The 14,507-nt window shown below is 48.9% G+C and carries 10 protein-coding genes; 9 read left to right on the top strand and 1 reads right to left on the bottom strand.

What is annotated here, in order from left to right; translation table 11 throughout:
- Positions 1–118: 118 nt before the first annotated feature.
- From V6669_RS28095 to V6669_RS28060, 8 genes are all read left to right on the top strand, one after another.
- Entirely contained in the window at positions 119–949 is an 831-nt protein-coding gene (locus V6669_RS28095) for a uroporphyrinogen-III synthase (protein ID WP_338588890.1), read from the top strand.
- Between the two features lie 206 nt (positions 950–1,155).
- Positions 1,156–2,655, top strand: a complete 1,500-nt coding sequence (locus tag V6669_RS28090) for a cobyrinate a,c-diamide synthase (protein ID WP_338588888.1) — start codon at positions 1,156–1,158, stop codon at positions 2,653–2,655.
- Positions 2,656–2,833: 178 nt separating this feature from the next.
- Positions 2,834–3,556 carry an SDR family oxidoreductase gene (locus tag V6669_RS28085; protein ID WP_338588885.1) on the top strand — a complete coding sequence of 241 codons (723 nt, stop codon included), beginning with the start codon at positions 2,834–2,836 and terminating at the stop codon, positions 3,554–3,556.
- Positions 3,557–3,598: 42 nt separating this feature from the next.
- Positions 3,599–4,237: a ThuA domain-containing protein gene (locus tag V6669_RS28080; RefSeq protein ID WP_338588883.1), complete on the top strand. Its 639-nt coding sequence runs from the start codon at positions 3,599–3,601 to the stop codon at positions 4,235–4,237.
- A 72-nt stretch (positions 4,238–4,309) separates the two neighbouring features.
- Positions 4,310–4,690, top strand: coding sequence for a phasin family protein (locus V6669_RS28075; RefSeq protein WP_091012767.1), 381 nt, complete (start codon positions 4,310–4,312; stop codon positions 4,688–4,690).
- The gene (locus tag V6669_RS28070) at positions 4,691–6,361 is read left to right on the top strand and encodes an AarF/ABC1/UbiB kinase family protein (RefSeq protein WP_338588880.1); all 1,671 of its coding nucleotides are present in this window, start codon (positions 4,691–4,693) and stop codon (positions 6,359–6,361) included.
- A 519-nt stretch (positions 6,362–6,880) separates the two neighbouring features.
- A complete protein-coding gene (locus V6669_RS28065) occupies positions 6,881–8,332 on the top strand; it encodes a SulP family inorganic anion transporter (RefSeq protein ID WP_338588878.1) in 1,452 nt (483 codons plus the stop codon).
- Positions 8,333–9,235: 903 nt separating this feature from the next.
- Entirely contained in the window at positions 9,236–10,843 is a 1,608-nt protein-coding gene (locus V6669_RS28060; RefSeq protein ID WP_074092592.1) for a DEAD/DEAH box helicase, read from the top strand.
- 492 nt (positions 10,844–11,335) lie between these two features.
- On the opposite strand, the gene V6669_RS28055 is transcribed toward V6669_RS28060, so the two are convergent.
- Positions 11,336–12,268: a hypothetical protein gene (locus tag V6669_RS28055; RefSeq protein ID WP_338588874.1), complete on the bottom strand. Its 933-nt coding sequence runs from the start codon at positions 12,266–12,268 to the stop codon at positions 11,336–11,338.
- A 408-nt stretch (positions 12,269–12,676) separates the two neighbouring features.
- Here V6669_RS28055 and V6669_RS28050 point away from each other — a divergent pair, with 408 nt between their 5' ends.
- Positions 12,677–14,470, top strand: coding sequence for a VWA domain-containing protein (locus V6669_RS28050; RefSeq protein ID WP_338588872.1), 1,794 nt, complete (start codon positions 12,677–12,679; stop codon positions 14,468–14,470).
- Positions 14,471–14,507 lie beyond the last annotated feature (37 nt).

The following is a 14,507-nucleotide window of genomic DNA, read 5'->3' as shown; positions in this document are numbered from 1 at the left end:
AAATCGTTATAGATGAAATGGGCAAAAAGAGGGTAAGCGCAGTTTCCCTTCACAGGAGTACCCTGTATACTGTAGTCAGACTGATGAACATTCGGCTGAACTAACGGGGGGAACATGAATGGCTCAACATTTGGCAGGTGTACGTGTAGCATTGACAGGACCGCGAAAATCGAAAGAAATGTCCATACTGGTTGAAAAAATGGGCGGTATTCCGCTTGTGCGACCGGCACAGGGAACGGTATTTCTGGATGATCGGAATATCAGGGACGGGCTGGTATCCTGGATCTCAGACCCGCCAGACTGGGCGGTGTTAACGACAGGTATGGGATTGGATGCATTGTTTGAAATGGCTGAGGATATGGATGTCGCAGGCCAATTGTTGGATGTATTATCGGAATCCTCAATTGCAGCGAGGGGATACAAGACGGTGAATGCACTCAAAAAGCGCAAGTTAACACCTCTGGTACGAGATGATGACGGTAGCACGGATGGGCTCATTCGAGAATTCGCCCCACATGATCTCGCAGGGAAAAAGGTTATATTGCAGCTTCATGGGGAGACAACTCCCAAACTCGTTGCATGGTTGGAAGAACAAGGTGCAATCGTCAGACAAGTGCTTCCTTACCGCCATGTCCCGCCAGAAGAGGCAGAGCTGGAACAGTTATTGAATGAAATTCTAAAGTTCGAGGTAGATGCTGTTGCGTTCACGAGTGGACCGCAGGTCAGATTTCTGACCCAATATGCGGCCTCTCAGGACAAGCTTGAGCCGATGCTTGCAGCCTTCAGACAAGGTGTAATTCCTGCGTCTGTAGGTAAAGTTACAGCAAACTCCATGCGTGAAGAAGGCATTGAGGCGCTGGTCATTCCGGAGGAAGAAAAGATGGGCGCACTCATCGTTGAGCTTGGACGTTACTTTGCAGCAGGGCGTGCGGCCAAGATTAGAGATTAGTGGCCTGCTTTTAGATCAGTTCGACAAAAAGCTTTTGGCGTCGCTTCATGAATAAAGAGTGTGCATTAAGCTTAACCGCATCGCTATATGATGCGGTTTTGTTTAGATTATAGAATTTATACGTTACAACTAAAACACGAATGTACATCCTTGATAGTGCTTCGATCAGAAGCTTTTCTTATCTCGAAGTAAAGGTGGAAATGACGATGACCATTGCAAATCGTAACACCAGACCCCGACTGATCATTGCAGGCACCGGAAGTGGTGCAGGGAAAACGACAGTAACCCTGGGGCTGATGAGAGCACTTGCCCAGCGTGGTTTAAGTGTACAAGGGTTCAAATGCGGCCCGGACTATATTGATCCGACATACCATACCGCTGTCACAGGCAGACCGTCACGTAATCTGGATGCATGGATGACATCGCCTGAGTATGTGAGAGATACGTTCGAGAAGGCATCGGCGGGGCATGATATTTCCATTCTAGAAGGCGTTATGGGCCTCTATGATGGCAAAGATCCACTCAGCAATACAGGCTCAACTGCAGAGATTGCTCTGGTCACGCAGACCCCTGTCATCCTGGTTGTGGATGTACGCAGCATGGCTCGCAGTGCGGCCGCAATTGTACTGGGGTTTCAACAATTGGAGCCTGAATTAAATATTGCCGGAGTGATCGTTAACCGGTGTGGAAGTGCGGGTCATTATACCATTGTGAAAAAAGCCATTGAGCAGATGTGCGGCATTCCGGTGGTTGGCTGGCTGAAGCGTGACGAGGACATGTCCATCCCGGAGAGACATCTGGGACTAGTGCCTGCTATTGAGCGCGGTGAACTGGAACCATTATTTCAGCGGGCTGCCGATGTGTTAATGGAAGGCACCGATCTGGATCTTCTGCTGGAGCTGGCAGCAAGCGCCCCGCCTTTGAATGCAGAAAAAGTGAGTCCTGCGACTACTACCCACATAGATTCAGCTAATACTGAACCAGGTTCGAATTACGATCCACATTCCAATTCAGTGATCCACGTTAATAATCGACATGTATCATATGCGGTACAGCCTGTTATAGCCGTTGCGCGCGATGCGGCATTTAATTTCTATTATCCCGATAATCTGGAATTGCTCGAAGCGGCCGGGGCTCGATTACATTACTTCAGTCCGCTCGCTGGCGAAAGCATTCCAACAGATGTGGATGGCGTCTATTTGGGCGGTGGGTTTCCCGAGGAGTTTGCAGCGGAGATTGCCGATAACCAAGGGTTCTTGGAAGGAATTCGACAGGCGGCACAATCCAACATGCCTTTATTTGCCGAGTGTGGTGGTTACATGGTGCTCGGGGAAACGTTGACCGACCGTGAGGGCGCTACTTTCGACATGGCGGGCATTATCCCCGCACAGGTGCAGATGCAGAAGAAGCGCGCTGCGCTTGGCTACCGTGAAGCAAGTAGCGTTCGGGATTCCTTTTTGCTGAAAAAGGGTGAAGTACTTAGGGGTCATGAATTTCATTATTCGACAATGACCTATCGTGATGAAGAAACGATCCCTTATGCGTATGAGACCAAGGGGTTACGTGGCTTGAAGCAAGAGGGATATGCCGCAGGAAGCATCGTGGCGGGGTATACGCACGTTCATCTGGGCTCTTACCCAGCAGCCGCTCGAAGATGGGTGGAACATTGTTTAGCCTATCGGCAGGAGCGATATATACAGAGATAATAGCAGCTATTTATAGCTTGAATAGATAGCTGAATTCAATAAGCAAAATGGCTCTAATCTCACTTTTACCTCCTGAGTCTTTGGTCGTGAAGTTGGCGATCCCATTCTGAATTAAAGGTTTTCAGATGAATATGTGGAATGAATAAAAGACAGAATCATTATGCGAGGGAGGGACATCATGATGAGAACCGTATGTGTAACGGGAGCTGCCCGAGGATTGGGATTGGCTTTGACGGCACAGATGCTGAAGAGAGGGTACCTTGTGTATGCGGCCGGTCTGGACGTGGAAGATTCCGAGGGAATTCGTATGCTTGCAGAAGGATATCCGGACCATCTGCGCGCCATCGAACTGGATATTGCGGACGACCTGTCGGTAGCTCTGTTCACGGAGACATTGAAGCTGGATACGAATCATTTGGATATGCTGATCAATAATGCGGCTATACTAGGAAGTATTACGGATCATATCCGCGGGCCGTTGAATATGGCGGAGATGGCTGAAGTATTTAATGTGAACACCTTAGGTACACTGCGTGTGACTCATTCCCTGTTACCCCTCCTTCTTCAAGGACAGGTCAAGCTAATTGTTGATATCTCTTCCGAGGCTGGAAGTATAGAGCAATGCAGTCGGGATGGGTGGTTTGCCTATTGTATGTCCAAAGCTGCTTTGAACATGCAGGCCCGTCTTGTGCACAATGGTCTGAAGGATGAAGGCGGACAAGTGATGCTTGTGCATCCCGGTTGGGTACAGAGTTATATGCGGGGTGAATTGGATGTTGCTGCGGATCTCACGCCCGAGCAATCTGCACAGCATATCGCAGTACTTATCGACCGCCATGAACAGTTTAAAGGAGATCAACCCGCATATGTAGACTACAAGGGCGAGAAGCTCCCCTGGTAGTTGATTGATACAGTGAGGTGAACAAGAAAGGAGATTGATTGAATGGATCATCGTAAAAAAGCATTACTACTTGGCGATTATACACATCCGGATTGGCACCCGCTTCAAGGTGTGGATGCGGAGATTAGCCGAATTTTCCATGATACTATGACTGTGCAGTGCAGTGAGAATCGGAATATGCTGCTGCAAGAAAATATAACCGGGTTTGATGTATGTATCTCATACATGGACGATTGGAAGGGGAAAGTCTCTCCACAGCAGACAGCAGGTTTGTTGTCCTATGTAAGTAATGGAGGTGGACTGGTCATTATACATAACGGCATTTCGCTTCAAAATCGTTATGAACTCAAACAGATGATCGGTGCCAAGTTCCTGCATCATCCGGCGTATGCACCACTTGAATTCACTGTAACGGAGGAAAGCCATCCCGTGACGGAGGGCATTTCGAATTTCACAATGGAAGAAGAGCCGTATCAGTTCGAATTTGGTTCTTTTGCCGAAACGAAAATATTGCTGGAATATCAATCCGAAGATGGACCAAAGCCTGCGGTATGGGCTCATCGATATGGTGTTGGACGTATTGTTTATTTGATGCCGGGTCACCATGTACCGTCTTTTGCACACGAAACATACCGCAAGTTACTCCTGCAAGCAGGCAAATGGGCTGCACGTTACGTCTGATCGGACTGACATTTTTGCATGCGGAGTGTAAGGGGTATAATATAGAGATCAACGAAGAGGAGGATGACAAAAATGAGCGATTTGTTCAAAAAGGCGATCTCGTTAGGGCTTGGTCTTACTGTCGTAAGCAAAGAAAAAATTGAGAAAACCGTGGATGATTTGGTCAAGCGCGGGGAACTTGCGCCCGGTGAATCCAAAGCTTTGGTTGAACGCCTGTTGGAACGGGGCGATGAAGAGCAAGGCCAGTTCAAGAGAATGATTCAGGAACAGGTCAAGCGTGTGCTTCAGGAAGCTGGTGTGGCATCCGAAAGCGATGTAACCAGTCTGGAACAGCGCGTTGCCGTTCTGGAGAAAAAACTTGCCGAACTGGGCCACTCACCACAGCTTCAACCTGATGAATCCCCAGCTCCACTTGAAGTTCCTCCTCCTCTCAAAGGAAACGAGATCGAGTAGATGGCAGTGCGAATCAAACATGTCGGCAGATACCGTGAAATTGCCATGGCGCTTGTGCGTCATGGCTTCGGTTATATGGTCGAGGAGCTGGGATTGTTCCAGTTGCTGGCTCTGCCCAGACGGTGGATGTCGCGTGAAGCACATACCACCAAAACGCTGAGTGAACGCATCAGGCTTGTGCTGCAGGAGCTGGGGCCAGCTTTCGTCAAGCTGGGGCAACTCGCAAGCACAAGGGCAGATCTATTGCCTGAGTCTGTCATTCGTGAATTGGTGAAGTTGCAGGATCAGGTCCCGCCGTTCTCTTCCGAGACGGCACGGGGTATTTTGGAACAGGAATTGGATACACCGCTGGAGGAGATCTTTTCCCGGTTCGAGGATACCCCTGTAGCTGCGGCCAGCATTGGACAGGTGCATCTGGGCAAACTTCGAAGCGGTGAATCGGTAGCCATCAAGATTCAGCGGCCGGGTATATCGCGTATTGTGCAGCGTGACCTGGATATTTTGCGTGAACTGACAGCCATGGCCGAGAAGCGCTGGGATTGGGTGAAGCAATATCAAATTCCGCAAATGGTAGAAGAATATGCCCAGGCATTGATGGCTGAGCTGGATTATACGGTCGAAGGCCGGAATACGGAAAAGATTGCACAGCAATACCAACAGGACAACAAGGTGAAAATCCCGACAATTTACTGGGACCAGACGTCGTCACGTGTGCTCACTATGGAGTATATCGAAGGTATCAAACTCAATGATCGTGAAGAACTGGTCAGACGCGGCCATGATCTGAACAATATTGCTGAGCGGCTAGTGGACTCATTATTGAATCAGATCTTTATTCATGGATTCTTTCACGCTGACCCACATCCGGGTAACCTGATGGTATTGAAGGATGGACGTCTTGCCTTTATAGACTTTGGTATGGTGGGCAGTCTGAGCGATGAGATGAAACAGCAGCTTGCCTCGCTTATTATTGGGTTAATGCGCAAAGATACGGACAGTATGATCCGGGCAATTGAGAAACTTGGCATGATGCCAGATGACATGGACCTGCGTGGTCTTCATGTGGATTTGGACAAGTTGCGTAGCAAATATTACGATATTCCCTTTTCCAAGATTAGTGTGGGTCAGGCGTTAAATGACTTGTTCGGCGTAGCCCAGAGGCACCGGGTTGTCATGCCTGCCGATATTCTGCTGCTCGGTAAATCGTTGCTGACGATGGAAGGTGTAATCGAACATCTCGATCCTTCATTGAGCATTGTAGATATGGCCGAACCCTTTGGGCGGAAGCTGATCAAGGAACGTTTTAGCGCTGGAAGAATCAAGAATCGGTTGTTCCGAAGTGCGGCCGATATGGCCGAAAGTGTCATTGGTCTGCCAGGGCAGTTAAGGCAGTTATCATCCATTATTAGCAAAGGCAAGCTGAGGCTGGAGATCAGTGTCCCTGAACTGGACGCACTCATGCGTAGAATGGACCAGATTAGTAATCGGCTGTCTTTCAGTATCGTATTACTCGCTTTTTGTATCATCATGGTGGGCTTGATTATCGGTTCGTCCATCAGTCATCAATCCACGATGCTGTGGGATATTCCGGTCATTGAGATTGGTTTCCTGGTGGCGATTTTGATGGTGGCTTTCCTGCTCTATTCAATATTCAAATCGGGAAGGTTCTAGCAACAGCATTACATCACAAGAATACCCGTAAAGAGACTTTCTTCAAAGGATCTTTGCGGGTTATTTTTTGTGAATAGAGAATTGGTGAGTAAATTATAGAAAGATTAAGATAATAGAAGAAAAGGTTCTGTTTTTTCGCCCTTACTGTATTAGTACATATCCAGTCCTGTGACTATAATAATAGGTCAGTACATTAACGGACCCGGTTTTTCTGAGAGGGGAAAACCTATGGGCGTCAGGATCAGCTCCTGATGTCGCAGAAAGTAAGGCAACTGAGGCAGTAATGGAACACCAGCTGTACACACTGGAACGGAAAAAATGTGAATGCACATTAACCCGTCAAGGCTATACGGATGGTGAAGAATGATGCAATTCAGGCAGGAGCATAGGCGAATGATGCGGAGAGGATTCCGTTGTTTTGTGCTGTCCTGGGTAGTTGGTTAGTGTGAACGGCTTCCGTTACTCTTCAGTAGAATTGTCCATTATAAGGAATACACGTAGGAGGAACGGCAAGAACATATGAATACTTTAAAACAACAATGGTTTAGCAACATTCGCGGAGACGTGCTGGCAGGCATTACGGTAGCGCTGGCGTTAATTCCGGAAGCCATTGCGTTCTCCATCATTGCAGGTGTCGATCCGATGGTCGGATTATACGCTTCGATTACAATTGCGATTGTGATCTCGATTGCTGGTGGAAGACCAGGCATGATCTCGGCGGCAACCGGTGCCATGGCGGTACTGATGGTTGGACTCGTCAAGGATTATGGCGTGGAATATCTTTTTGCAGCTACGATTTTGACGGGCATTATTCAGTTTCTGCTTGGCATATTTAAGGTTGGGCGATTTATTACGTTTGTGCCTCATTCGGTACTGACCGGATTCGTGAATGCACTGGCTATCCTGATCTTTATGGCGCAGTTAACCCACTTCACGGGAGCGAACTGGATCATGTATGCGATGGTGGCGGGCACGTTAGCGATCGTTTATATTTTACCGCGGTTTTTCAAAGGCGTTCCAGCTCCACTGATTGCAATCATCGTGATGACGATTATTACCTTGGTGTTTCATCTGGACGTAAGAACGGTCGGCGACATGGGGAATATAACGAGTACTCTGCCGATGTTCCACTTGCCGAATATTGCATGGACTTGGGACACGATAATGATTCTGCTGCCTTATTCATTCACCATGGCACTGGTTGGTTTGCTGGAATCCCTGCTGACCGCAACCATCGTGGATGAGATGACCGAGACCAAAAGCAGCAAGAACCGCGAAGTGCGTGGTCAGGGTATCGCAAATTTTGTGAACGGTTTGTTTGGCGGCATGGGCGGCTGTGCGATGATTGGGCAGTCGGTCATTAATGTGAAGTCTGGCGGACGTGGAAGATTGTCTACGTTTACTGCGGGTGCGTTTCTCGCGATCCTGTTGTTGCTGTTTAGCGGTGTGGTGAAACAGGTACCGATGGGTGCGCTCGTCGGTGTAATGTTTATGGTGTGTATCGGAACATTCGACTGGAGTTCCATCAAAAATATTGCTCGCGTGCCGCGCGCGGAAGCCTTTGTCATGATCGTGACGGTGGCGATTGTGGTCTATACCCACGATCTGTCGATCGGGGTTATGGTCGGCGTTGTACTCAGTGTGCTGCATTTTGGCTGGAAACAGACCAAGATCCGCGTACAGGCGAGCCAGGAGCAAGGCCAGAAAGTATACCGGGTTCACGGACCATTCTTCTTCGGTTCTTCGTCCCGCTTTGTGGATGAGTTTGATGCAGAGGCTGATCCGAAGGAGATCACGATTGATTTTGGAGGGTCACATATCTGGGACAATACTGCGGTTGTGGCTATCGGCAAAGTGAAGTTCAAATACGCGAAGCTGGGCAAAACCGTTCACCTGCGCGGGTTAAACGAGGAAAGCTCTCGCATTCTTGAACGGAGTGGATTTGCGACAGTTGGAGGGCACGGTTCGTAACTTGGTTGCAACGAGGGTTGTTGTACAAAGGTGCAATGTCGAAACGTAGTTACGCAGACAAGGTGAAAAATGAACGGTTTAGTAAATCTGGAATTAAGGATCTAAACAAGTAATGAAGTTATGAAGGCTACTGTCCTAAAGTAGTGGTGAGCAGACATGCGACAGCCCTATGTAGTAGTTAACATATAAAGATACTTTTTATCAGCGGCGCACTTTTTCCCTAATGTAAATGGGGGAGAGGGCGTCGCTGTTTTTTATTAGAGTGTGTGTAAAATCTAACGAACCTGGCACGTCTTATATGGGGGTATTTCATGTTTTCGTTATTTTAACGAATCTCAGACATCTTATTTTGCTGATTCCACCCATACTGATGATGTTTCGCGGGTATTTCCGAGTAATAAGGTGACTGGAGTTCGTTAGAAAATCCAAACGGCTCTAAATGGCGTAATAGGGTGTCCTGGATTCGTTAGAATTAGTGGTGCATAGGAGGTTTCATCGTAAGAGCTATTTTCTAACCGCTAGAAATCTCAATCCCATTCATAGAGTCAGAGTGATACTTCGAGTTAGCTGGCACTTTAGGTTGTTCCACTCATCTTCATTTTCAAAGGGGCTCCTATAGTTACTGTCAAAACCATCCTCAAACTCACCTGGTCGATACAAGTTACACTGATCTTGGAATTTTGTGCTACAAGTTAGGGGTGTAACGCTGTATCCCCTTTTGTTTTGCTTGACTAACGTGTAAACTACAGGGTATGGAGAAGAAGAGCAACGAGTGGATTGCTTTTTAAAAAATTCATTTCATAATCATGATTGATATAAGGAAAACTAGTCTTGATGGCAGATACTGATACAGAAGTCATTATGAAATGGACTTATCTAAATGAATATACAGAGGTGTAACGATTGGCAAACTTTGAACAACTGGGCATTCGCCCGGAATGGTGCGAGATCCTGAAACATCAGGGCATCGCCGTGCCGACTCCGGTACAGGAGCGTTCGATTCCGGTACTGCTGGGTGGACGCGATATTATCGCTGAGGCACAGACAGGAACAGGGAAAACACTGGCGTTTTTGCTGCCGATTATTCAGAAAATTAACGTATCCGACCGTTCGCCGCAAGCGTTGATTATCGCGCCTACGCGTGAGCTTGCGCTGCAAATTACGGAAGAAGCGAAGAAGCTCACGGCAAACGACGATAAACTGCACGTGCTTGCCGTATACGGCGGGCAGGATGTGGACAAGCAACTGCGTAAATTGCAGAACGGTACCCAGATCGTTATTGGTACACCAGGTCGTCTCCTGGATCACCTGCGCCGTGGCACGTTGAAGCTGGATAATGTGAAAAAACTGGTGTTGGATGAAGCCGACCAAATGTTGCACATGGGCTTCCTGGATGATGTGGAAACGATTCTTAGTGAGCTGCCACATAAACGTCAGACAATGCTGTTCTCAGCAACGATGCCAAAGGGCATTCGCAACCTGGCGAAGACCTACATGAAAGATCCGGAAGATGTAAAAGTATCCTCTCAATCTGTTATTCCGATCAAACAGATTCGCCAGCAAGTGCTGGAATGCACGGATCGCGGTAAATTAGAAGCGCTTCGCGGCATGATTGATACGTATCGCCCATACTTGGCAATTATTTTCTGCCGGACCAAGCGTCGTGCATCCAAGCTTAACCAAGATCTGCGTGAAGCAGGTTATGCAAGTGATGAACTTCATGGAGATCTGTCCCAATCCAAGCGTGAGAACGTAATGAAAGCGTTCCGCGATGCCAAACTGCAAGTGCTCGTTGCTACAGATGTAGCTGCACGTGGACTTGATGTTGAAGGTGTAACGCATGTATTTAACTACGATATGCCGCATGATGCGGAAAGTTATATCCACCGGATTGGTCGTACAGGCCGTGCAGGCGGTACAGGTCTTGCTGTAACGTTTGCAACAGAGCACGACAGACCGGAACTTGCACGTATTGAACAAGGTATTGACCAGAAGCTGTCCCGTATCCAGTGGACAAGCGAAGGTCCAATTGCTTCGACTGGAGCAGCTAGACGTTCCATTAATAGTCAGGGTGATGACGAACGTTCAGGCGGACGCTCTTCCGGAACTGGCAGTGCCCGTCGCGGTGCAGGCCGTAACGATCGCAGAGATGGCGGACGTGGGGGTCGTGGTTCCCGCGGCGGCGAAGGTGGACGCAGTGAAGGCGGACGCAGTGGTGGTCGTAGCGGTGGCCGCAGCAGCGACAGCAGTCGCGGAGCAGCAGGTCAAGGTGGACGCGGTGCGGGTCGCAGTGGCGACGAGCGCAGCGCAGGTCGTGGTTCCGCGCGCAGCAGCGACAGCAGTCGCGGTGCAGCGGGCCAAGGCGGACGCGGTGCAGCTAGCAGCGGCTGGGCTGGCCGTAGTGCCGACAAGCGCACCTCCGGGCGCAGTAGCGAAGGCTCTCGCCGTCCGGAATCCGCAGGACGCGGACCGGCGAAGGGCGACCGTCGCGATTCTCGTCGCGGACGGTAAAGCCTTGGCGCAAGCGGCGATATAGCCGCAATTGCGCAGGCACCATGCCATGCCACAGGGATGGGCATGGCACATTATGAGAGGGTTCGGGTACAGATGTACCGAACCCTCAGATCAAGGGTCGCGACGGAACCACGTCGCGGCCCTTTTTCACTAGGACAGATGATCATTTCCGCTTATTGTTTTTGTCGTCTGCGAGTGCCTGTTTGCGCGCCTGTTTGATCCATGGAATATGCCATTTAGGTATTCCCCATCTAGTTTTTCTTTCTGTCCGTGTCCTTCGCATAGCACTTGGCTGACTGCCATAAACTTCAAAACACCTCATCCTAGACCTAAGGATGGGGTGTTTTTGGATTAATTCTTATATCATTAGAATCATAACCTTCGATCTGTGGTGCTGACGCGTGTGCAGGGATGGATGAAATTGCATTCGTCTATATACAAGGAGTGAGTTTGCACTAAATTACGTTTTTCTTTCTCAATATATCATCTCTACAGCTGAACATCTGCGTATTGATCCCGATATTTCTCGTTATACACCCGGCCTACCGACTCCGCGAGACCCCCGCGTGCCTTGCTCGGATAGCGTTCAATCGTGTGATAAAGTCTCATGAATCGATCCTTGGGCATAAAGCGGGCGTAGCGGGTAATAAGACTAGGGAATAACTCAATATATTTGCTCTTGCGCACGGCAGCAGCAGCTACGGCTGTAAGTATCTGAATTCCATTGTGGAGCTGTAAAATGTTCACTTCATAGGTCGCGATATAACGAATCGCATCTTCACGGATCAAATCCGGCTTAAGCCGCGCAATCTCACCGATATATTCAGCCAGCAGCCGCTCGAAGCTGCGTAACAGCAAGGGCTTGAGTTGCAGATCCATGTCACTGCGCAGGACAAAGGATTGTAACAGCGCAACCTGTTGCAGTCGAATCCGGTCATTGTAGACGAGGGAGCCGATCTCGCGGAGCATCTCATAGGCAAGTGCTTCATCCTGCTTTCGGGCTTCGGCGACCAGAGCCCAGTTGCGGTTGATTCCCTGGCGGATGATTTCCTCATCCTGTTGCAACGTGCGCTTCAACTCGCGCTGCTGCTCTACCTCGAATGAACGTTTCTGCATGAAGATCAGTAAGGCCAGAAGCAGCAGGGAAACGCTGGCTGCCGCCATGGTCTGATCAATGGTCTCACCGAAATAGGTGGCACCTGCACCGAACAATATGGTAATGAACAGGTCGCGTGCAATGCGGCGTTTCACACGGGAAGTCGCCTTCGCCTGAACGGAGTTCAGGGTACCCCGGCCACAGGCCGTGCACTCATCTTCCCACAGGCAGGTGTACTGTCCACAACGTGAGCAGACTTGCAACTTTTCATAGGCATATGTCGTTCGTTGAAATGGTCGTATGGATACAACTAGTTTAGTACTCATGCTCAATCACGCTCACCATTCAGAATAGTGTAGAGGGTACGATCCGTGTCTTCGCGGGAGATTGGTTTCCGCCGATGAAGCTGGAGTGCAAAACCCTTTATGATGACAAAAAGAAACAATATGGCGAGGCATCCGTATGTAACCATAATCCGTTCCCTTCTATGGCTTGGTAAACAAGCGCTGTTATATTGCAGTTTGCTGGCAATAACTATATCATATTTCCATAGTTGGTACTTTTGTGCCAGTTACAGGCGTGAAATCGTCGATTTTTGTCAGTCATTACAAAACTGTAACTCAAGATAGGGGTGCTTTTCAGAATTTATTAGTAGACTGTTAAGATTTCCTTAAGGCTTGACGCCTATAATAAACTATTCCCATTTTAATCTCAAACGTGAAGGAGTACACCCAATGCTGCGGACACGCAAAATACGCTGGCTCAGCGGAACGATGGTTCTGCTGGCAATTCTAACGCTACTGCTACCTCAAGCGTTGCTGCCACAAGCTGCAGCGGCTCAGGCACAGACAAGCGGAATCGATGCGGTGCTTGTAGCCGATGTAAGTAACTCAATGAATACAAGTGACCGTGACAAGATCAGTAATGAAGCCATGAAAATGTTTATTGATATGCTGCCAGTCCAGGGGGACAAGGTAGGGATTGTCGCTTATACCGATCAGGTGGAGCGGGAAAAGGCTATGCTGGAGATTCAGTCCGATGCGGACAAGAGCAGCCTGAAGGATTTTATTGATCAGCTCGGCCGGGGGCCATATACCGATGTCTCAGTTGGTGTCGCCGAAGCTGTGAACATACTGAATCATGGTGCAGACCCATCCCACTCGCCGATGATCGTGCTGCTGGCGGATGGTAACAATGACTTTAACAAAACCAAAGGCCGTACACAGGCACAATCCGACGCTGATCTGGCAAAATCCGTGAAGGAAGCACAGGATCAGGGTATTCCGGTATATACGATTGGACTGAACGCCGATGGCAAGCTGAACAAGAATGCACTTGCAGACCTGGCTCAGCAGACCGGAGGTAAATCATTCATTACCGATACGCCGGATGATCTGCCACAGATTTTGAGTGAGATCTTCGCCGATCATGCCAAACTGAATGTGGTGAAGCTGCCCTCTGTAACGGGAAACGGCAGTTATCAGGAAGTTACCGTGAACGTGCCAAACGACAGTGTGCTGGAAGCAAACATTTCGATCATGTCCTCGAAGCCGGTGGAAGTACAATTGACAGACCCTTCCGGACAAGCTGTGGACCTGAACTCAGACGAAGCAAAGCTCTCAACGTCGAAGAGTTATTCACTCGTGAAGCTGTTGAAACCCCAAGAGGGAGACTGGAAACTTCGGGTAAAAGGGGCTCCGAAAGACAGCATCGATATCAACCTGTTGTTCAACTATGATCTTCAGCTCGTTGTGGACCCAATTAAGACCAAGTCCTATACCAAAGGGGATAAGGTTGATCTAGCAGCCAAACTGGAGAATGGTGGTCAGCCACTTCAGGATAATGATCTGTATACAGATATGAAGGCCACGCTGGTTGTGAAAGATGTAGATACAGGGAAAAGCGAGGAACAACCGCTGGAAAACACAGGTTCTGGTTTTGCCGGAACGTTTGAAGTACCGGACAATCATAATTATGAATTGATCATCCGTGCGGAAGAAGACAGCTTCTACCGTGAAAGTGCGCCAATCACGATCAACGCGAGCGGAGCAGCCGGAAGTGGATCTCAACCAACAACGTCTGGCGGTGAACAGGACAAGTCGTTTCCTTGGTTGCCTGTCATCCTGGGTGTTATAGCCCTGATCGTGGTTGGTGTTGGTGCCTGGTTCCTGATGGGCTGGCTGAAACGAAAAAATAGAGGTTTTGTAGGCCAGATGGTCGTGGAAATTCGTGATGAGAACACGGGAGATAAATCATATCCGCAATATAAAAAGCTGGTATCCTTCCGGGGCAGATTCCATCTGCATCAGTTGTTGCAACTGGACCCTGAGCTGAAGGAAACCGAAAAATACGTATTTACGCCCAGCAATGGGGATCGAATTATAGTCCGTAACACCGCAGGCGGTACGCTGGAGAAATCCGGTCGTGCAGTTGATGCAAGCTCAGGCGTTGAACTGAAGAACGGTGACCGACTGAGCATCCCGCTGCAACAGGCGGACAAGACCATTTTAATTGAGTATCTGGTGTGAAGGATTATAGCTAAGTGAACGTAAGCTATATAAGTTG

This window comes from Paenibacillus sp. Y5S-9 (assembly GCF_036894235.1).
In the GTDB taxonomy this organism is placed as follows: domain Bacteria; phylum Bacillota; class Bacilli; order Paenibacillales; family Paenibacillaceae; genus Paenibacillus.
The sequence above is the reverse complement of the archived record's forward strand: the minus strand, read 5'-3'. Positions and strand labels throughout refer to the sequence as shown.